Source organism: Aquirufa sp. A-Brett2-15D (genome assembly GCF_054558735.1).
This window is the reverse complement of the sequence record NZ_JBSKFT010000001.1, coordinates 571,511-592,778: the sequence shown is the minus strand read 5'-3', so window position 1 is coordinate 592,778 and position 21,268 is coordinate 571,511. Positions and strand designations below refer to the sequence as shown.

The window sequence follows — 21,268 nt, the reverse complement described above, 5'->3', positions numbered from 1 at the left end:
TGTAAAATTACCTATATAAACTATAATCTGTACCTTTGTGGTTCAAAAATAAGCAGATGATTTTAATTGATGATACCGTAATCTCCTCAGACATTGCAGACGAATTTTTTGTTTGTGATCTAGCCAAATGTAAAGGTGCCTGTTGTGTGGAAGGGGATTTAGGAGCACCCTTGGAGGAAGAGGAATTAGAGATTTTGGAGCGAATCCAAGAGGAAATTAAGCCTTTTTTATCTGAGGTAGGTCTGAAAGAAATAGAAAAAATGGGCGCTTGGGTGAAGGATGATGATGGAGATTTTTCCACTCCGGTGATTGAAGGACGAGAGTGCGCTTATGCTTTATACGATGAAAAAGGACATTTGAAGTGTGGAATCGAACAAGCCTATTTTGCGGGTAAAACTGATTTCAGAAAACCTATTTCCTGTCATTTATATCCGATTCGCCTGGCTAAATTAGCCGATTATACGGCTTTGAATTACGATCGTTGGTCCATCTGTTCTGACGCTTGTTCTAATGGATCGTCTTTAGGAGTTCCTATTTATGTATTCTTGAAAGAGCCATTGATTCGAAAATTTGGCGAAAAATGGTACGGCGAATTGTGTCAAGAGATCGAGGAGCGAAAGGAAGAATAATGGCAGATTTTGAGGCAATATACCAGGTAGTTTCCCTGATTCCTGTAGGACGAGTCAGTTCTTATGGGGCTATTGCAGGCTATTTAGGTTCAAAAGGCGGAGCAAGGTTAGTGGGTTGGGCGATGAATGCCTCCCACGGTCAGGCCTCGATTCCTGCGCACCGAGTGGTGAATAGAAATGGCGTCTTGACTGGGAAGAACTTTTTTGGCGGGAATCGGATGCAAGAATTATTAGAAGCCGAAGGATTGACCATTAAAGACGATCAAATTCAGGATTTCAGAAATCACTTTTGGGATCCAGCTGTTGAATTACTTTAGTTGTTTTAAATAGTTTTTACCACCTAAACCTCTCATTTGTCGTTGAATCGCTGATGTGCGTTTGCGTACATAAGCAGACGGATGTTCGATGGAGAATCGATTAGGACTAGGTAAGACGGCTGCAATTCTGGCTGCTTCTGATGTACTTATTTCAGCTCCACTATGCCCATAATAACGCCTACAAGCAGCTTCTGCTCCGAAGGTCATAGGTCCAGTTTCTGCTACATTTAAATAGACCTCTAGGATTCGCTCTTTTCCCCAAATCAATTCAATCAAGAAGGTAAAATAGACTTCTAATCCTTTGCGGATATAACTTCTATCTTGCCAAAGAAAGACATTCTTAGCCACTTGTTGAGAAATAGTGCTGGCTCCTCTAATTTTCTTTCCTTTCATATTGTGCTTCACCGCACCATACATCGCATCAAAATCAAATCCATTGTGATCAGGAAAAGCTTGGTCTTCTGAGGCAATGACGGCAATGGCTACATTTTTATCTAATTCTTTGTACGATGACCATTGGCTGTAGATCTTCGATGGATTCCCCTCTAACAAGGCATCTATTTTCCTCGATGCCATGGTGGGAGTGAAATAAACCGGAAAAAATTTCAGGAATACGACCGAAAAGAGGCTAAAAATCCACAGATAAAGAAAAAAGAATCCAACCTTTTTAAGCCATGAGCGCTTTGGGGGACTTTTTTTAGATAAGCGTTCAAACTTATTCCCCCCGCTTGCTGGTGTAGGTGTCTTCTTACTATATTCGATGCGCTTTGCCATAGTGGTGTAAAATTACAAAAAGGCCTTAGACCACAAAAATATCACTACTTAATCGGTCAGCTATTAATTTACCTTCACCTTTTAGAATTAAATTTTCGCCCACTAGATGTGCATAAGAATCCTTTATCCAGCTTTGAAACTCTTTCTCTGGATAGGGTTGATTTAGTTGCTGAAAGGATCTGCGGACAAATGACAAGTCAATTCCCCATTTAGTACGTAAACGAACCATCACATATTCATTCAGTTGATCAGCTGGACTTAGTTCTTCTTTTTCCGCTAAAAAATTACCTGAAGTTATGTATTTGGCATTATTGGAGACGTTCCATTGTCTCGAATGTCCGTTGAAACTGTGTGCTGACGGGCCAACACCTAAGTAGGGTTCTTGCTGCCAATAACTCGTGTTATGGACAGAATATTGTTCGTCTTTAGCAAAATTAGAGGTCTCGTAGCCTTCGTAGCCAGCTGCCTCTAAATAATCGCGTACCTGTTGAAAGGCAGATGCCATGGCAGATTCGGGGATTTCCACGAAATCACCTTTCTTTTTTTGAACGCTAAAAACCGTTTTAGGTTCGACTGTCAAGCTATAAGCCGAGATATGTGGAACACCGAAAGAGGTGGCTAAGTCTAAATCTCTTTGTAATTCATCGGAAGAATTCGATGGAATTCCATAAATCAAATCGATACTAATATTGTGTATGCCTGCATTTTGAGCATTTTTAATGGCTTGAACCGAATCGTCGGCGCTATGGTTTCGATTCATCAAACGTAGGTTTTTCTCTTGGAAAGATTGAATACCAATGCTCAGCCGATTAATTCCGCGCGAGGCGATCATTTGGCAGTATTTTAAGGTTAAATCTTCTGGATTAGCTTCAAACGTAATTTCTGCCTCATCTACAATGCTATGGTACGCACGAATGGCGGTAAAAATAGCATCTAATTCCGCGGCTGATAATAGGGAAGGGGTTCCTCCGCCCAAATAGATTGTTTTAAGTGGAGCACCTCCTAAATAGTCTTTTTGAGCGGCTATTTCACGACACAAGGCCTGAACCATTTCCTCTTTTCGGCTGGTATTCGTCGAAAAATGAAAATCGCAATAATGACAAGCTTGCCTACAAAAGGGGATATGAAGGTAGAGGTGCACCGAATTAAGGTTCGAAAATCAAATAACTTAGCGAATCTGGATTCAACATTTCGTTTGCAAGGGATTGAATGTTTGCGCTATCAATCACATCAATCTGTTCGAAAATATCTTCTAAACTCTCGATTTTTTCTCGATCTAAAAGATTTTTCGCCATCATTAGCATAAAATTAAGGTTTCCTTCCTCTGCCATGGCTAATTGACCTTTCAATTGACTTTTAATCTTTTTCAAAGATGAGGCCGTTAGTTCTTTCTCCTGTAGTTTCGAGAACTCTTTTTGAATCAATTTTAATGATTTATTCACCTGATTAGGCTCTGTACCAAAATAAATGGCCCAAAATCCTGAATCTAAAAAGGAGGTCAAACTTGCTTCAATCGAATAAACTAGGCCGTGCCGCTCGCGAACCGAAACGTTCAGCAAGGAGTTCATACTAGGTCCACCTAGCAGGTTGACTAATAAGAAAAAGGATAGCCTATTGGGATTTTCAATCGAGAAAGATTGGCGGCCTAAAGCGACGTGTGATTGCGTAATCCCCCTTTTGATGACCTTAGTTAAAGGAATCATGGGACTCGGCTCGATGCGTTTTACAATCTGCTTTTTGGCCTTAATCACACCTAAATGCTTTTCTGCCCAGGCAAAAACCTTAGCCGGATCTAATTTTCCGATGGAGGAGAATACGATGCGGGAGGTGTCTAGATTACGTTCGATGAAGGTTTCTAGGTCTTTCTTTTGGAAAGATTGAACTGTCTCAGTCGTGCCTAAAATATTCACTCCTAATGGGTGATTTGGGAATAATAATTCGTCAAAATCATCCTGAATGGCTTCTTCTGGAGCGTCATAATACATGGACATCTCCTCTAAAATCACCGAGCGTTCTTTTTCTAATTCTTTTTCTGGGAAAACCGATTCGAAGGTGATATCTGTTAACAGTTCCAAAGCCCGCTCGAAATAGGGGCTCAGAATGGAGGCATGGAAACAGATTTTCTCCTTCGTGGTATAGGCATTCAATTCCCCGCCATAAATTTCTAGGCGGTTAATGATCTCCATATTACTTTTTTTCTTCGTCCCTTTGAAGGCTAAATGCTCCCAAAAATGCGCTAAACCCTCTTCTCCCGCTAATTCATCCCGACTGCCGATGTCTAACATAATCCCTAAATGCGAGATCTCTGTGTGAAGCACTTGTCGGTGCACCACCGTGATTCCGTTGGATAAGGTATGCAAATGAATGGAATTCATGTAAGGGGTTTTAATGAAAAATGTCCCAAAAATAAGTAATTTTATGGCTAATCGCTTCCTTTTCTGACATGAATCCAGTTTCCAAGGTATTAATTATTCAAACCGCTTTCTTAGGGGATGCTGTTTTAGTGACGTCCCTTTTGGAAAAAATTCGATTGGAATCCCCCGAAACAGCCATTCATTTGTTAGTTAGGAAAGGAAATGAGTCTATTTTTCAAGCCTATACGCATCCTTGTTTACAGCGCGTTTGGACCTATGATAAGGCAAATAAGCGTACTTCATGGCTAGATCTTCGCGCAAGTTTGAAGCAAGAATCCTTCGATAAAGTCTTCGTTGTTCAACGCTTCTTCGGAATGGGTTTATTGAGCCTGATGATAGGCTCGAAGCAGGTTTTTGGTTTTGCTAAAAATCCACTTTCTTGGTTATTTTCAAAGTCTTATCCACATCCTTTCGGGAATGGCATTCATGAAGTGGAGCGAAATACGGCTTTATTAAGTGATTGGTTAGGGAATAAGGTCTACAAGCCTTTTTTGAATCCCCCTCAGGTCACAGCCCCTACGAAGAATTATATCTGTATTTCTCCCGGGAGTGTGTGGGAAACGAAACGTTTACCTATTCAGAAATGGATTGAATTCATCCATTTACTGCCTCGTGATCAGGCCATTGTATTGATGGGTTCCCCAAATGAAAAGCATTTGTCTGATGAAATTGAACAGGCTTGTCTAGGTTGGCCTATTTTTAATGAGACAGGCAAACACGCTTTATTAGCTTCAACATCTCTTTTTGGTCAAAGCAAAGGTAATTTCGTCAACGATTCTGGACCTATGCACCTTTCCTCTGCCGTTAATGTGCCCACGGTGGCAATGTATTGTTCTACTTTGCCTGATTTTGGCTTTGGACCTTTGGCTGATCATAGTCAAATTATTGAAGTTTCTGAGAAATTAGATTGCCGTCCTTGTGGAGATCATGGAAAGAAAAATTGCCCATTAGGTCATTACTCCTGCGGAAATCACATTTCCTCCCAAAAAATGTTATTAGCTTACGAAGCTCTCGAAGCGAGTAAATAAAGTACGGCCATTCTGACCGCAACCCCGTTTTCTACCTGATCTAAGATGATCGAATGTGGTGAATCTGCCGCATCAGAGCTTAATTCCACCCCGCGGTTTATTGGTCCTGGGTGCATTAAAACAATTTCTTTAGGCAGTTCTTCTAGCATTGCCCGATTAATCCCAAAGAATTGGGAGTACTCGCGAAGGCTAGGGAAGTATTTGATTTGTTGTCTTTCGAGTTGAATGCGAAGGACATTCGCCGCATCACACCAGGCTAGCGTGCTTTTTACATCATGTGAAACTTCCACCCCCAGGCTTTGTATGTGCTTAGGGATCAGTGTACTAGGTCCGCAAAGGCGAACTTCAGCTCCTTGTTTCTTTAAGGCGTAAATATTAGATAGGGCGACTCTTGAGTGCAAAATATCCCCGATGATAGCGATTTTCTTGCCTGCTAAATCCCCTAATTTTTCTTGTAAAGAAAAGGTATCTAATAGTGCTTGAGTCGGATGCTCGTGTGTTCCGTCACCGGCATTAATGATATTCGCTTTTATGTGTTTCGCTAAATAATGTGGGGCTCCCGGACTCGCGTGGCGCATGACTATCATATCCACTTTCATGGCTAAGATATTGTTTACGGTATCCAGTAGGGTTTCACCTTTCTTTACCGAACTGCCTGAAGCTGAGAAGTTAATGGTGTCAGCTGAAAGTCTTTTCTCGGCTAATTCGAAGGATAAACGGGTACGAGTGGAATTCTCAAAGAAGATATTAGCAATGGTCACATCACGCAGGGAAGGAACTTTTTTAATCGGTCGGTTTAGAACCTCTTTAAATTCTCTGGCCGTTTTAACAATCAATTGAATAGACTCTTCATCCAGATCTTTGATTCCTAATAAATGTGGCGACTTTAGCATAGTTCTTATCAGGGTTGTTGAGGAATTAACCAAATTCTATCCGCTTCATGGCCTTGTTCCGTCCACTCTACGAGTACTTTTTCGGTAGGTAAGGTGTTTACGCTTTTACCTACGTAATCTGCGTTTATAGGCAAGTCACGATTATAAATACGGTCTATTAAGACACATAATTCCACTTTAGCAGGTCTACCAAAACTATTCATCGCATCTAGCGCCGCACGAACCATTCGGCCCGTTGCTAAAACATCATCTACTAAGATGACACGCTTGTTTTCAATGAGGAAGGGAACATCGGTGGAATTAGGGGAGACGGTTTCTCTACGTCGGTAATCGTCGCGGAAAAAGGTTGCATCTATTTTTCCTACACTAGGAGCTTTTTCGAGGTGTTTACTCAATTCTTTAGCGATGCGCTCTGCAAAGTAGATACCTCGAGGTTGTAAGCCTAGAATTACTGTTTCAACGTCTTTGATTTGATTTTCAATGAGCTCTTGGCATAACCGAGATATGGTTATTTCGAGTAATGGGCTTGATAAAATCAGCTTGCGAGTCATTGTTGCAAAGATACTATAATTTTTTTTAAAAGATTACCTGATTAGGATCGAAGTCAGGTAGTATTTGGTCTTTATCAGATACAATCGGGCTCTCAACGCCCCATTCGATGCCTAATTTCGGGTCATTCCAGCGTATACCTGATTCCGCCTCTTTATTCCAAAAATTAGTGCATTTATAGACAAAAACAGTCTCTTCTAGGGCTATAAATCCATGGGCAAATCCGACAGGAACATAGAGCATATTGCCTTTATCTGCATCTAAAACAAACTTTTCGTGTTGTCCAAAAGTAGGGGAGTCCTTTCGTAAATCCACCACCACATCTAAGGCCTTACCCGTCATCACTCTCACTAATTTGCCTTGTCCTTCTGGATGGTGTTGGAAATGCAGTCCTCTCAGTACGCCTTTCGTAGAATAAGAATAATTGTCCTGTACAAAATCCTCCGGTATTCCATTGGCTGCGAAACGCTTTTGATTATAGGATTCGTAAAAATATCCGCGATCGTCATGAAATTTAGTGGGTACGCATTCAATGACTCCAGATAAATTGTGTTTAATGAATTCCATTCGTTGGTTTTTGGCGGGGAAAGGGATAGATTTGTCACAAAATTAATCCTATTTTCCTTCTTTCACATGAATTCAGCGGAATTAATTAAGCAAATTGAACAGAAGAGGTCTTTTTTGTGCGTGGGTTTGGACACCGATATCACGTTAATTCCGAGTCGATTTAAAACAGAAAAGGATCCTATTTTCGCCTTTAATAAGGCTGTCATTGATGCCACTTTGCCTTATTGTGTTGCCTATAAGCCTAACATAGCCTTCTATGAAGCGTCAGGGCCTGCTGGCTGGGAGAGTTTGCAGAAAACGATGGAATATATGCCTAAAGACGTGTTTTCCATTGCAGATGCGAAAAGAGGAGATATTGGAAATACGGCTACTAAATACGCTCAAACTTTCTTTGATCCGACCTACGCTGGCTTCGACTTCGATTCAGTGACGGTTGCACCCTATATGGGAGAGGATTCGGTGAGTCCATTCTTGCAGTTTGATGATAAATGGGTGATTCTCTTGGCCTTAACGTCTAATCCTGGAAGTACTGATTTTCAACAATTAAAAGACTCAACTGGCATTACCTTGTATGAAAAGGTGATGCGTAAAGCGATGGAATGGGGTTCTGCGGATGAATTAATGTTCGTCATTGGCGCCACTCGGACTGATTATATGGCCAATGTCCGCGAAATTGCCCCTGATAACTTCTTCTTAGTTCCTGGCGTAGGTGCTCAGGGAGGGAGTTTAGCTGATGTGGCGAAATTTGGGATGAATAAAAATATAGGTCTTCTAGTAAATTCATCTCGTGGGATTATCTATGCCGGCGATGATACGTCTATTTCTGCCGCTAGAGAGGCTAAAAAAGTGCAAGAGGAGATGAATCAATTATTAGATATTTACTATAAATAACATGGAATTAAGCATTGGTACACCTGCCTTATTGTTCTCAACGGTTTCCTTGTTGATGATCGCTTTTACGAATCGATTTATGTCGATGGCGTCCTTGATTCGTGGATTACATGAGAAATTTCAGCAGAATCCGGACGATGCGATTGTGATTCAGATTACTAATTTACGTCTACGGATGAAATTGATTCAACGGATGCAAATTATTGCCATTATTAGCTTGATTTTGAGCGTTATCTGTATGTTTTTGTTATTTATGAATCTGCAGGTAGCTGCTCGTTGGTTCTTCGGTATAGGCCTCGTAGGTATGAGTATTTCTTTAGGTTTAAGTGCTTGGGAAATTATGATTTCTACCAAAGCCTTGGAAGTGGAACTTTCTGATATGGAAGAGATTATTAAGAAAAGGAAATAATGCTATTTTTTATCTAAATATTAAAAAATAAAGTGCAAAATATTTTCCGCCTATAATTTATTTACTATTTTTGTGTACAATTTTTACATTTCATACAAACAAAGATTTTGAATGACTTTTGGTCATTAAAAATACTACTTAGGCGGATTGAATAAAGGCTCGGAATTTTTCTGAGTCTTTATTGTTTTTAGGCTTTTATGCTTTTAGAATGAGCGCTGAAAGAGGAGGGAGGTTGATCGCGATTGAGAAGGCCTTACCTTGCCAGTTGATTTCTTCGGTCATTGTTGCACCTGAAACCGCGTAGTTACTTCCACCGAATTCCTCTTTATCGGAATTGAATATGGTTTTCCAAATACCGGGAAGCGGCACACCGATCCGATACCCATCCCTTGGAGCTGGCGTTAGATTCAGGATAACAATTACTTGTTGCTTCACTGATTCGCCTTTTCTGATGTAGGAAATGACCGAATTACCTTGGTCATTGGATTCAATCCACTCGAAACCCTCGTGATTAAATTGTTTGCTGTAGAAGGCTGGTTCCGAGCGATAAAGCTGGTTTAATGCTTTAACCGTTTCTTGAATTCCTTTATGCGAATGATGCTCTGTTAGGTGCCAGTCGAGACTTTGGGTGTGATTCCATTCTTCTCTTTGGCCAAATTCCCCACCCATAAATAATAAGTGAGAACCCGGATGTGTAAACTGTTCCGTTAAAAGTAGTCGAAGGTTAGCAAACTTCTGCCAATCATCGCCAGGCATTTTATTTAATAAGGAGCCTTTTCCATAAACTACCTCATCATGAGAAAGAGGTAAACAGAAATTTTCCGTGAAGGCGTAAATCAACGAGAATGTCAGCTCATTGAGGTGATGCTGGCGGTAAATGGGATCTTTTTGGAAGAAGCGAAGCGTGTCATTCATCCAGCCCATCATCCATTTTTGGCCAAAACCTAATCCCCCCATAAACACCGGCTTCGTCACCCCAGGGAAACTCGTCGACTCCTCAGCAATCATCTGGATATAAGGAAATTCGCCATAAATATGGCTATTCAAGTCTTGCAAGAAGGAAATAACTTCCAGGTTATGGTTACCGCCAAACTGGTTAGGTTCCCACTCTCCGTCATTTCTCGAATAATCTAAATACAACATGGAAGCCACTGCATCCACGCGCAAACCGTCCACATGGTAGCGATCACACCAGAAAAAGGCATTCGATAATAAGAACGAACGCACCTCATTCTTACCATAATCGAAGATATAGGACTTCCAATCCGGGTGGTAGCCACGTTTCGGGTCTGGGTGCTCGTAAGCACTTCCGCCATCAAAGTTGTATAATCCATGGGCATCGCCTGGAAAATGGGAGGGAACCCAATCTAAAATAACGCCAATTTCAGCCTGATGAAAGGCTTCCACTAAGTGCATAAAGCCCTGAGGATCGCCAAAACGTGCCGTAGGGGCAAAATAACCAGTGATTTGATAACCCCAAGACGGATCATAGGGATATTCCATGATGGGCATAAATTCCACGTGCGTAAAGCCCATTTCCTTCACATAATTCACCAATTTAACGGCTAGATCATCATAAGTCAGGTAATCATTTTCCAAGGTCTTCATCCAAGAGGCTAAATGCACCTCATAGATAGACATAGGCGCATTCAAGGCATTTTTTGATGCTCTAACTTCTTGCCATTTCGTATCTTTCCACTCTTTATAGGTATTCCAAACAATACTCGCCGTCTTAGGCGGAGCCTCGCAATACAAGCCCATCGGGTCTAATTTCTCCAAATATTCCCCCGTGGCAGTTTCAATTCCATATTTGTATGTTTCCCCCGTTCTCACTCCCGGAATAAAGCCTTCCCAAATGCCAGATGAGTCCCAGCGAGGGAATAATGGGTGAGAATAACGATCCCAACTATTAAAATTACCCGTCACAAACACATTTTTAGCATTAGGAGCCCAAACCGCAAAAAAGGTTCCAACGATTCCTTCATGCTCTATTTCGAAGGCACCAAGCTTTTCGTAAAGCCGTGTGTGCTTGCCATTTAAGAAAAGAGCAACGTCAAAATCTGTTAGTCTTGAATAAGGTTGTATGTTCGTCATTAGGGGTTCTGATTCAATGTTTAGGCTAAAATAGCGAAAATTAATCATAAAATAAATCGTCTTTTTTAGCAGGTAGTTTTGAATATAAAAGGGAAAACCCTACCTTTGTGCCACCAAAATAAATAATGGTCCGTTCGTCTAGGGGTTAGGACACGTCCCTTTCACGGATGAAACACGGGTTCGATTCCCGTACGGACTACTTCGGTAGGCAAAAAACCACTCAGGCGAGTGGTTTTTTTGTTTTTAAGGGAGTGGTAGCAAATCAGGTAGAACGGGTGTGGTTTTCAATCGAAATGTTTTTTTTAATTTTAAACAAAGTCAAGAAAAAATTAAAGCAAGTTCGAAGACCAAAAAATATATATGAACGGGGTTATTTCGTTCATATAGAAAGTGAATGGAGAATAATATAACTTCTTTCAATTCAAAGGCCATCTCGTAAGGGGTGGCCTTTTTTATTTAATAAAATTAAAGTATTAATTGTTAAGTAGTTAATCCAATTTATATTGTCTACTTTTGCACTTTATTTAAAAACCACTAGTTCTTTCTTGAATTTATAATTATTCAATTTAAAAAACCCGTTCTTCTTTTTGTCTTACTTTGTTGGTCATCAATGTTGATGGCGCAATCAAGTCTTTCAAGTGCCGGAACAAGCATATCTGGAGCAACTGGTCAAATTAGTTTTAGATTAGGCGGTTATAATCATACAATTTCAAATAAAAACGAGATAATTAATTTCGGAGTTTTACAAGTTAATAATTTCAGCCCAATCGAAGTTCTTCACGAAGATCAAATTTTAGCTTGGCCAAATCCTGTCATAGAATCACTAAACATAAAACTTGATTCGAATCAAGCTTCACCCGTTTCCTTACAGATTTACGACTTAAATGGACAGCTTTTGGGAAATTACTCTTTTTCAGAAAACAACTCTTCCATTTCAATGCATTCTTATCCATCTGGAACTTACCTGTTGAAAATAATTTCTCCTCAGCAAATACCAATTACTAAAAAAATCAATAAACTCTAAAATCCATGTTCAAAAAAGGATTACTTCTAACCATCTATCTTCTAATCCATTTTACTAGTGCAGCTCAAGTACCGCACAAAATGAATTTCCAAGCAGTCATGCGAGATGCTACTAGTTCTATTTTGTCAGAACAAAAAATAGGAATACGAATTAGTATCTTGAAAGGCGGCCTAGATGGACTACCTGTTTACACCGAAGTACAAACTGCTCTCACGGATATCAATGGCTTAATGAGTTTACAAATAGGCAGTGGCAGTCCGCAATTAGGACAATTAGCCTCCATCGATTGGGGAAATGGACCATTTTTCCTAAAAACAGAAATTGACCTTTCAGGTGGAATAGACTATGAAATAAAGGGGACGTCCGAATTACTCAGTGTTCCTTTTGCCTTATATGCTTTGAATTCCGGCAGTGGCAATGGTTCAAAAGGATTAGATGGATCAAACGGTTTAGATGGAGAGCATGGCAAGCATGGATTAGATGGTACAAATGGTACGGATGGTTCAAAAGGATTAGACGGCTCAAACGGTTTAGATGGAGAGCACGGCAAGCATGGATTAGTTGGTACAAATGGTACGGATGGGTTAAAAGGTTTAGATGGTACAAATGGAGTTGATGGAAAACATGGCACGAATGGTCCAAAAGGATTAGACGGTACGAATGGTACGAACGGGTTAAAAGGATTAGACGGCACGGATGGTTCAAAAGGATTAGACGGTTCGAATGGTACGAACGGGTTAAAAGGATTAGACGGCACGGATGGTTCAAAAGGATTAGATGGTACGAATGGTACAGATGGATTAAAAGGATTAGACGGTACGGATGGTTCAAGAGGATTAGATGGCACGAATGGTACGAATGGTACAGATGGATTAAAAGGATTAGACGGTACGAATGGTTCAAAAGGATTAGATGGTACGAATGGCACGAATGGGTTAAAAGGATTAGATGGTACGCACGGTACGGATGGATTAAAAGGATTAGATGGTACGAATGGTACGAATGGATTAAAAGGATTAGATGGTACGCACGGTACGGATGGTTCAAAAGGATTAGATGGTACGAATGGGTTAAAAGGATTAGATGGTACGAATGGAGCGAATGGATTAGATGCACCTGCAGGAGAACCAACTATCGCAGCTGGAACGATTCAGCATTATTACCGGGGAGATAAATCTTGGCAGTCTTTAAATTCCGTTTCGGTAAACTTAGGCAATGTAGATAACACGAGTGACGCAAATAAAATTGTCTCGACACCCACACAAACTGCCTTGAATTTGAAATCCACTATTCTATCGCCAGAATTCACAGGAAGCCCTTTATCGACCACAGCCGAAACAGGGGATAATTCAACTCGAATTGCGACCACGGCCTTTGTTTTAGCTAATTCTAACCAATCTTATTCCATCAGTGCTGGCAATGAACTTACCACCACCTCCACTACTGACGTCGCGGCAACTGGAATAAGTCTTTCCCCTGCAGCAGGAAAATATAACATTCAATACAACGCACAATTTACTATTGAGCCCATTAGCACGTTGCAGTCTGGAACAGATTTAGACCTACTATATACTACCTTATTAGCTAAAACAGCTACTCATTCAACTCACTCCGCCACTTATACAAACGAAACTTTATTGCCGGGAGTTTACACAAATTCAGGGGCAGTTACGGCTAATGGAACGATTACCTTAGATGGACAAAATAATCCAAATGCACAATTCATATTTCGATTCGGTGGTGCATTTAGCACAGGCGCAGGCTTAAACATTATTTTATCAAATGGAGCCTCCGCATGTAATATATATTGGGTAGCAGAAGGAGCTATTGCATTAGGTGCAGAAACTTCCATGCAAGGAACGTTGATCGCAAATGTAGGTGCGATCACTCTAGGGTCTTTTTCTAAGGTGAATGGCAGTTTATTCAGCACAACTGGGGCTATTGGTATCGATGCGGCTACGATAACTTCCCTAAACAGCTGTAATAATATTTCAGGCACGATGAACCATTATGCCATATTTAGCAAAAACGGAGCAATTTCTAATGTCAACCATTCCCTCATTACAGGTGATATCGCCACACACTCAGGTTTGATTACTGGAATTTCTAATGCGACATTTAACGGAGTAATTGAAAGTCCAGGTTTGACAAATACGTATGCGAGTTTTAGTATATACAAAAATGGGGTACTTGTTCCTTATTCCACTCGTACCTATACGACGAGTTCCACAAAAAGCTCAGATGTTAATTTACAATCTATAGCAACGTTAGCTTCAAGTGATATTCTTGATATCCGATGGAAAGTGGGGTCTGGAACGGTAAAAATGACAAACCGAACATTCAGCGCTTTGAGTGTGAGATAAATGCTGTAAGCCTTTCAAATAAACTAAATGTAAGTGTACAAACCCCATATTACTTGGACACATTTTTTGAAAAAGTTGTGTAATAGTTGCTTATTTTTTGGTTTAAATTTTGGCTAAGGTATTTATAATATTGGTTTAAATCGCTGGTTATTTTACCTAGATTTTCTGACAAGTTTCGTTCGATTCTTTTTTGGTTTATTATGAAAATATTTTGTTACCACTTTTCTTTAAGAGTCATTCCGACTTGGTGCTAACTATTTTTTATATTTAGTGCAGCCTATTATCGAGTTAGTTCACATCCGCTGTTCAAAGGAAAATAAATAAATTCCGACCCGCTTAATCAAAAGGGGTCAAGGTCTATCATGTTTAATTTATTTATATAATAAACCATAGTCATCTTTGATAACTTTCTAATTAATTTTTTTAGAAACACATGTTTCCATTTAAAAAGGGATTAGTTTTTCTTTAAATAATATTTTTAAAGCCCCCAATCCTGAAATTTTGAAAACATCATTGTGTACATAACAAATTACTTAATCATTGTTCTAAATATAAAATTTTAATGTCTCAACTAGTAAAGCTCATCTTCGTCTTGGGCATTTCGTGTGTATTTTCGCACAATTCTTTTGGCCAAAAAATCAACTGGAACGTTGGACTTGGTAATTCACTCACCCAGTATCAGTTTAAAAATTCAATGGGTTCCCCCAAAAATCATTTAAAAATAGGATCGGGCAGCTCATATGCCATTGGTTTTGAAAGGGCTATTTTAGATACCTCACAAGTGTTGGTTACTAGTAGTAAAAAAGCAATTTATTTTTTAAAGTATAAATGGGCTACTAAAGTGCTTTCGAGTGCTGTATATGGTTTAAAGTTATCGGTGAACCAATACAATTCTGTTGGTGATTATCAGAATTATGAATTTATTTATCAAACCAATTTTCTAGGTCTGGAGGGTCATGCAGGCCCTAAGGTCATAATTGGCAGAGGCTGGAATGTTATTTTAAAAGGGCAGGGATCTATTCAGCGTATTCTTCAGGGGAATCAACTTGTAAATGGCACGTACGTGAATTTGTTAACAAACTCTGAATTCAATTCTATCATGTTGTTCTTAGGTTATGGTATTGAGTTTGAAAAAGAAGTGAATAAATCCATTAAAATATTTATCTCTAGTGGAAATAATCAATCATATAATTCACAAAAAAATGGAACAGAAAATTTGAATTTTCAATCCACTCAAATTTTACTAGGAATTAAAATAGCTAACATTAAATAAGTAATATATGAAATCAATGAAATACATGCTTGCGCTAATATTCCTTTTGGTACTATTACAATCTCAAGCTCAAACGGTTGGTATTGGATATCAGGCAATTATTTTGGATTCTAAGCAGGTTGAATTTCCAGGTCAAAATCTGGTCGGTCAGCCCTTATCAAATGGTGATGTTTGCATTAAATTTACCTTTATTTCAATGGATAAATCTATTGATTATGAGGAGATTCAGAGCACAGTTACTGATCAATTTGGGCTTGTATCCTTAACCATTGGAAATGAAAATACAACAGTGACCGTGACGAATGCAAGCAAGAATAAAAACTTCAAAAAGGTTAAGTGGGATGCTAAAACAAAAAACTTGCAGGTTTCAATAAGTTTTGATAAATGTGCTAGTTTTAATATCATTTCGAATCAAACACTTAATTATTCGCCTTATGCGCTCTATGCTGGAGCGGTCGATTATGAAAATGTGGTTGGTTCGCCAAGTAATCTTTCCCATTTTAAGAATGATGTTCGATATTTAGTCCCCGTAGATTTGGATTCCGTTAAGTTATCCATCGATAATAATAAAAGAGAATTCTTGAAATCCACTGAAAATACAGGAGTTAAATTTTTAGCGGTAAATCAAAGTTTAGTGCTTTTAAACCAAAATATCGCATCCTTAGACAGTAGCAATAGAGTTACAAATACAAAACTCGCAACGATTAATACTAACTTAAAAGATTATTATTTCAGAATTCTTTCTAACGCAAGTTTGATTGTGCAAACAGATTCAACCTTAAGCCAACAAATTAGTGGACTCCAGTCGCAAGTAGATTCAACCGTCATTGTAATCAATCAGCTCGTTGCTTCAGGTGCCCCGGATGCAACGACTCTAGTTATTGGTAAAGTACGATTGGCCGGCGATTTAGCTGGTACTGCAGAATTGCCAACTGTTCCTTTATTGGCGAGTAAAGAAACCCTATTAAATAAATCAACAAGCATTAGTGCGGATTCTACATCAGACTTAAAATATCCAAGTGTTAAAGCTGTTAAGTATTACGTAGATGCCAAAGCAGATAAAAATTCCCCAATTTTTACCGGGGTACCGAGTCTTCCTACTGGGACAATTGCTGTGACTCAAGTTGCATCGGATAGCTCAACCAATATCGCGACCACAGCATTTGTTCAAAATTCATTGCCAGTGGGTGTGAGTGATGCAACTGCCGACCTGAAAGGGAAATTAAGATTAACAGGCGATTTAGCTGGTTCAGCTGATTCTCCCACGGTTCCTAAATTAGCTGAGAAAGAAATATTAACCAACAAATCAAATAATACAAGTCTTGGGACTAGTTTAACACTTTATCCGAGTCAAAATGCAGTTAAAGTTTATGTTGATGCACGAGTGGCTAACGCTACGGCTGATTTCACTGAAACTTATAATGAATTTTCAGCCACTGCAGCACAAACTAGCTTCACCATTTCTCATGCGAAAGGCAATAACCGAACAATTAAAATGTACATCAATGGTATTCATATTAGCCCAACGGCTTTTAATGATAATAATTTGATCATAACATACTCGAGTTCAAACAACGGCGGCTACATATTAGTAGTGGGTGATCGAATTCATTTTGATTATTCTTATTGATACAAAATATATGAAAAAACCTTACAACTATGTGCTTGGGTCGTTTTTAGTCCTAGTGCTTCTCGCTTTTGATTTAAAAGCTCAAATTGTTCTAAAAAATCATATGGACAACGAATTGTATGTTAAATATTCTAAGTCAATCGATCTTTTTCAAGAAAACGTCAATTTGTCAAAAGATTCATTAACTATATTTTTGGCACCTAATTACTCCGTTTTTTTCTTAAAAAACGACAAATACGAGGATGTCTTTGTTCAAAAATTGAGTTTGGATGTTTTAAATTTTCTTCAAAATCACCAATGTATAGGTCTTTTATCTATGGATGTACTCAAGTCAATCATGCAGGTTGATAAATCAAAAAACTTTTTAGAATTAAATTCAAGTAAAAAACTGTTTTTTGACCTGAATGGACTTATGGTTTTATTAAGCAATGATTTTAGACCTCAATTTGTTCAAAGTGAGTCTAATATCGAAAAGTCAATCATTATTAATCATCGAATTTCAATCAATTTTCTCCAAGGAGTTATACAGTACTAACTAGCCAAAGGGCAAAATATGAAAAGGTTAATTATTTTTCTATTATTTATCATGTCAACTTTTGTTATACACGCTCAAACTTGTCCAACAAATTTGTCATTTGAAGCTAATAATATTTCATTTTGGGAATTTAAGGCAGGTCAATATTCTGGAAATTATATTGCAAGCTATTCATCAACCATAAATCCAGTTCCTTCAAAGGCATCAGTCATTCAATCAGCCAAGGACATATTTAATAGTTCAAGTAATGCTTTGACCGTTTTTCAAGCGAATTCAGATGGCTCTTTAACAAGTGATGAGAAGGAACCTAGTATTAAAAAAGTACCCGTAATTAATGGGTATAAATATCAATATAGCGTTCGGATCGGAAATTCCACAACAGGTGGCTCTGCGGATAAATTAACTTATCGAATAACGGTTCCTACCGGTTTAAAGACTTACAACATTACCTATGCATACGCGGCTGTTTTACAAGACCCAAGTCACACAGCAGATCAGCAACCAGCCTTTGCCGCCACCATTAGTGACTTATCGAAGCCAATTGGAAGTCAGCAAATTAATTGCGCTTCCAAGCGTTATTATTCTAATACCTCGCTCCCAACCGCAACGTATGATGCAAGTGCACGATATCTTTCTTGGCAAGAGGTCTCGTTCGATTTATCCCAATATGCCGGTAAAACCATTGAGATGAAATTCGAAGCGTTTGATTGTCAACCAACAGGCCACTATGGATACGCTTACCTAGCATTTAGAAATGATGGATGCGGAACAGGTGAAATTACAGGAAGTGAACTAATTTGTAATTCAACGACCTCATTAACTTATTCAACACCTACGGTGGATGGTGCTACTTTTTCATGGACTTTGCCTTATGGCTGGTCTGGTAGTTCTACCTCAAATTCGATAACTGTAAATCCCAATGGAAATGCTGGAGGGAATATTACAGTCACACCTTCACAATCCTGTGGTAGTATAACTACTCGTTCTTTAACCGTAAATACGGTGAACTCAATCCCTGCCACTCCGGTTTCAATAATAGGAGAAAGTACAATTTGTTCGGGTAGCTCTAATTTAACATATTCAGTTGATCCCGTATTAAATGCTTCCTCATATACTTGGACATATCCCAGTGGCTGGTCTGTCGTTTCGGGTTTAAACACAAGAAGTATAACTCTAAATGCCAATACAAGTTCAGGCGCAATTACTGTTAAATCGAATAATTTATGTGGCTCAAGTTCATCAAAATCAAGTTCAATTGTTATCGTCAATAATCCATTGAGTTCTGCTGGATCGATATCTGGTGCTCCGACAACTATTCAATGCGCTTCGTATTTTCCAAGGAATTTAACATTGGGAGCCAGTGTAGGTACGGTGACTAGGTGGCTTTATTCAGTCAATGGTGGGATTTCTTATCAAGAAATTTCAAATACATCTTCTGTTTTATCGATAAATCCAAGCGGCTCCACTTTTTATAAAGCAGAAGTTAAGAGTGGTTCGTGCGTTTCTAGCCAAAGTACCCCAGTACTTGTAAATGTATATAGTTCAATTGAGGTGGTGAATCATCCGCAAAGTATCAATACATGTAGTGGAGCGTCTAAATCTTTTTCGATTACCGCCGTTGGTGATGGGACTTTAAGCTATAATTGGCAAATTTCTACTAATGGAGGAGGATCTTGGAATAATATTAGTGATAGTCCCACAAATTATTCTGGTTATAATTCAAGTACCTTGACCGTTTCCGCTGCTCTTGTGACTAGCGGTACGGACAATTTATACCAGTGTATAATTTCGTCCAGCTCTAATTGCAATGCTGAAACATCGCTATCTGCCAGATTACAAGTTAGTAATTCTGTTTTACCTGTAGTTATTTCTCAACCACAAGATAAAATAATTTGTACTGGTTCCGTCGCAAATATAGAAGTGATAGCCACAGGACCTAGCTTAACATATCAATGGCAATCAGCCACTTCTCTAAATGGTACATATTCTAATGTGGGTGGCCAAAACTCAAGCCAACTAATTATTCAAACTTCGACTGCCGCTGTATTTTATTATCGATGTTTAATTACGGAGTCTTGCGGTGGACTGAATTTGTTGACTAACCAGGTAATTATTACTGTTTCGGCAGCATCAACCTCTTCTGTTAGCATCACGGCAGATAAAAATAATGTATGTTCGGGCTCAACTATTATTTTTAGCGCTTCACCACTAAATGGAGGTATAACCCCGATTTTTAGTTGGTACAATAATAGTATATTGATTCCAGGAGAAAATCTTGCGACATATACGTCAAATAGTATCGGTCAAAACAATGTTATTTATGCCACGATGACTTCTAATAAATCTTGTGCCATCGGTAGCCCCGCATCCTCTAATTCCATTGTCAATGTTATTACTTCGACATTATTAATTTCAAGTGTAGTCAATAACACGAGGTGCGGCACTGGAAGTTTAATTTTGGGGGCAACGGCAAGTGGAGTTGGTACCATATCATGGTTCACATCTTTATCTGGTGGAACCTCAGTAGGTACAGGAACCTCATTCACGACGGAAGTAATTTCTGCAACAAAAAATTATTATACTTCGATCTCAGATGGCACGTGCGTAAGTCCCACAAGAACAATGGTTACTGCAACAATAGCGGCTTTAAGTGTTGTTATCGCTGGAAATACAACAGGATACGATCAGGTATCTCTTACCGCATCTGGTGGTGTTACTTATGTTTGGAATGGTGGAAATACACAAAATTCAGCATCAAATACTTTTGAAGAATCGGGTACATATCAAGTTTTAGTTACAGATGGACTCGGCTGTTCCGGTAGTCAGTCTGTATCAGTCATTTTGAAATTAAAAGGGCTGAGTCGAATGGGTGAATTCTTGGATGTTAAAAACGATCAAATAAATAGATTTGGTGAGCGAGGTAGTGATTTTCCAATGTTAAAAAATGGACAAGAAAAAAAATATAAATTATCTAGAATAATTTCATCCAATCTTTTACTACACCTTAACGCATCAGCCCTGACAAGCTATAATGGGATTGGGACAACTTGGCTAGATATTTCAGAAAATGCGAGATCATCAACCTTGTCCAATGGGGTAACCCACAAAAGCTTACAGAACGGTGGTTTTTTTGAATTTGATGGGATTGATGACTTTGTTTCCATGTCACATTCAATCGGAGCAAGTGATAATTTAACTATAGAAGCATGGGTTTACCCGAATGTGTTTAAAGATTTCAGTGCAATAGCTAATATGAACGGTTGGTCAACAGGTTATTTTCGTTTTCAGTTTCAGGAAAATGGACTTCAGTTTTGTTTGAATGGAGAGTCGGATAAAAATGCTTCTTATATTTTTAAAGCTCAAAAATGGTATCATGTGGCTATTTCATATAATAAGTCAGCTAAAACAGTAAGTTTTTATGTGAATGGCAAATGGACTAATACAGAAAGTTACACTAATCCACCTAGCATTGCTGATCAACCTTTCACTATTGGAGCTTGGGACAATTTAGGAAATAAAGAAAGATATTTTCCCGGCAAAATTAGTATCATTAGAATGTATGGATCTAATTTATCTTTAAACGAATTAATTAACAATTTCAATAATTCTAAACGTAATTTTGGTTTATAAATGTTCGAAAGATTGAACAAATAGGATCTTGTCTATAAAGTATCAAATTACCTAACCATTATTGTTTCCTGAAAATTTGAGTTTAATTTTAGCTTTTTTCTGCTTTTTTATTTCAATAATACTGCTGATATATAGTAGTAAAATCAATGTGACTAATTATTTCTTAAGCCTCTACATTTTTATCATTGGGTTAACTGTGTTAGACACGCATGCGCGAATCAATGGAAATTCAATTTATTTTGCAGCGT

General features: G+C 38.7%; 18 protein-coding genes and 1 tRNA gene. 12 read left to right on the top strand and 7 right to left on the bottom strand.

The features are described from left to right. Positions 1-56: 56 nt before the first annotated feature. Complete coding sequence (locus ACST14_RS02700; protein ID WP_459460299.1) at positions 57-629, top strand: DUF3109 family protein; 573 nt, start codon at positions 57-59, stop codon at positions 627-629. Further along, complete coding sequence (locus ACST14_RS02695; protein WP_459460297.1) at positions 629-946, top strand: MGMT family protein; 318 nt, start codon at positions 629-631, stop codon at positions 944-946. Before ACST14_RS02700 ends, ACST14_RS02695 begins: the two co-directional genes overlap by 1 nt. Here the strand turns inward: ACST14_RS02695 and mtgA are convergent. The 3 genes from mtgA to ACST14_RS02680 are packed head-to-tail and all read right to left on the bottom strand — an operon-like array spanning position 938 to position 4,095. Next, positions 938-1,720 (bottom strand): monofunctional biosynthetic peptidoglycan transglycosylase, encoded by a 783-nt coding sequence (gene mtgA, locus ACST14_RS02690; RefSeq protein ID WP_459460295.1) that lies wholly within the window; start codon positions 1,718-1,720, stop codon positions 938-940. The genes ACST14_RS02695 and mtgA overlap by 9 nt on opposite strands. Positions 1,721-1,745: 25 nt before the next feature. Further along, a complete protein-coding gene (gene hemW / locus ACST14_RS02685) occupies positions 1,746-2,861 on the bottom strand; it encodes a radical SAM family heme chaperone HemW (RefSeq protein WP_459460293.1) in 1,116 nt (371 codons plus the stop codon). Positions 2,862-2,865: 4 nt separating this feature from the next. Further along, positions 2,866-4,095, bottom strand: coding sequence for a M16 family metallopeptidase (locus ACST14_RS02680; RefSeq protein ID WP_459460291.1), 1,230 nt, complete (start codon positions 4,093-4,095; stop codon positions 2,866-2,868). Positions 4,096-4,163: 68 nt separating this feature from the next. Between ACST14_RS02680 and ACST14_RS02675 the strand changes: the two genes are divergently transcribed. After that, a complete protein-coding gene (locus ACST14_RS02675) occupies positions 4,164-5,162 on the top strand; it encodes a glycosyltransferase family 9 protein (protein WP_459460289.1) in 999 nt (332 codons plus the stop codon). Here the strand turns inward: ACST14_RS02675 and ACST14_RS02670 are convergent. Genes ACST14_RS02670 through rfbC form a run of 3 tightly spaced genes read right to left on the bottom strand, consistent with a single transcriptional unit; the run spans position 5,135 to position 7,171 of the window. After that, on the bottom strand, positions 5,135-6,055 hold the full coding sequence (locus ACST14_RS02670) for an aspartate carbamoyltransferase catalytic subunit (protein ID WP_459456128.1): 921 nt from the start codon (positions 6,053-6,055) through the stop codon (positions 5,135-5,137). The two genes, ACST14_RS02675 and ACST14_RS02670, sit on opposite strands and share 28 nt — an antisense overlap. 8 nt (positions 6,056-6,063) lie before the next feature. Continuing rightward, positions 6,064-6,606 (bottom strand): bifunctional pyr operon transcriptional regulator/uracil phosphoribosyltransferase PyrR, encoded by a 543-nt coding sequence (pyrR, locus tag ACST14_RS02665; protein WP_459460287.1) that lies wholly within the window; start codon positions 6,604-6,606, stop codon positions 6,064-6,066. 25 nt (positions 6,607-6,631) lie between these two features. Next, positions 6,632-7,171: a dTDP-4-dehydrorhamnose 3,5-epimerase gene (gene rfbC, locus ACST14_RS02660; RefSeq protein WP_459460285.1), complete on the bottom strand. Its 540-nt coding sequence runs from the start codon at positions 7,169-7,171 to the stop codon at positions 6,632-6,634. A gap of 66 nt (positions 7,172-7,237) precedes the next feature. On the opposite strand from rfbC, the gene pyrF reads away from it, so the two are divergent. After that, positions 7,238-8,062: an orotidine-5'-phosphate decarboxylase gene (gene pyrF / locus ACST14_RS02655; protein WP_459460283.1), complete on the top strand. Its 825-nt coding sequence runs from the start codon at positions 7,238-7,240 to the stop codon at positions 8,060-8,062. A gap of 1 nt (position 8,063) precedes the next feature. Further along, positions 8,064-8,471, top strand: a complete 408-nt coding sequence (locus ACST14_RS02650; RefSeq protein WP_459460281.1) for a DUF2721 domain-containing protein — start codon at positions 8,064-8,066, stop codon at positions 8,469-8,471. 195 nt (positions 8,472-8,666) lie between these two features. On the opposite strand, the gene glgB is transcribed toward ACST14_RS02650, so the two are convergent. After that, on the bottom strand, positions 8,667-10,565 hold the full coding sequence (gene glgB / locus ACST14_RS02645; protein ID WP_459460279.1) for a 1,4-alpha-glucan branching protein GlgB: 1,899 nt from the start codon (positions 10,563-10,565) through the stop codon (positions 8,667-8,669). Positions 10,566-10,692: 127 nt separating this feature from the next. Here glgB and ACST14_RS02640 point away from each other — a divergent pair. The 7 genes from ACST14_RS02640 (at position 10,693) to ACST14_RS02610 (ending at position 21,020) form a co-directional block, all read left to right on the top strand. Further along, positions 10,693-10,764, top strand: a tRNA-Glu gene (locus ACST14_RS02640). Between the two features lie 417 nt (positions 10,765-11,181). Beyond that, positions 11,182-11,589, top strand: coding sequence for a T9SS type A sorting domain-containing protein (locus tag ACST14_RS02635; protein ID WP_459460277.1), 408 nt, complete (start codon positions 11,182-11,184; stop codon positions 11,587-11,589). Positions 11,590-11,594: 5 nt separating this feature from the next. Then, on the top strand, positions 11,595-13,952 hold the full coding sequence (locus ACST14_RS02630) for an ice-binding family protein (protein WP_459460275.1): 2,358 nt from the start codon (positions 11,595-11,597) through the stop codon (positions 13,950-13,952). 562 nt (positions 13,953-14,514) lie between these two features. After that, positions 14,515-15,225 carry a hypothetical protein gene (locus tag ACST14_RS02625; protein WP_459460273.1) on the top strand — a complete coding sequence of 237 codons (711 nt, stop codon included), beginning with the start codon at positions 14,515-14,517 and terminating at the stop codon, positions 15,223-15,225. 7 nt (positions 15,226-15,232) lie between these two features. Further along, the gene (locus ACST14_RS02620; protein ID WP_459460271.1) at positions 15,233-16,855 is read left to right on the top strand and encodes a hypothetical protein; all 1,623 of its coding nucleotides are present in this window, start codon (positions 15,233-15,235) and stop codon (positions 16,853-16,855) included. A 10-nt stretch (positions 16,856-16,865) separates the two neighbouring features. Beyond that, a complete protein-coding gene (locus ACST14_RS02615) occupies positions 16,866-17,390 on the top strand; it encodes a hypothetical protein (RefSeq protein WP_459460269.1) in 525 nt (174 codons plus the stop codon). Between the two features lie 18 nt (positions 17,391-17,408). Then, entirely contained in the window at positions 17,409-21,020 is a 3,612-nt protein-coding gene (locus tag ACST14_RS02610; RefSeq protein ID WP_459460267.1) for a LamG-like jellyroll fold domain-containing protein, read from the top strand. The last annotated feature ends 248 nt before the right edge of the window (positions 21,021-21,268 follow it).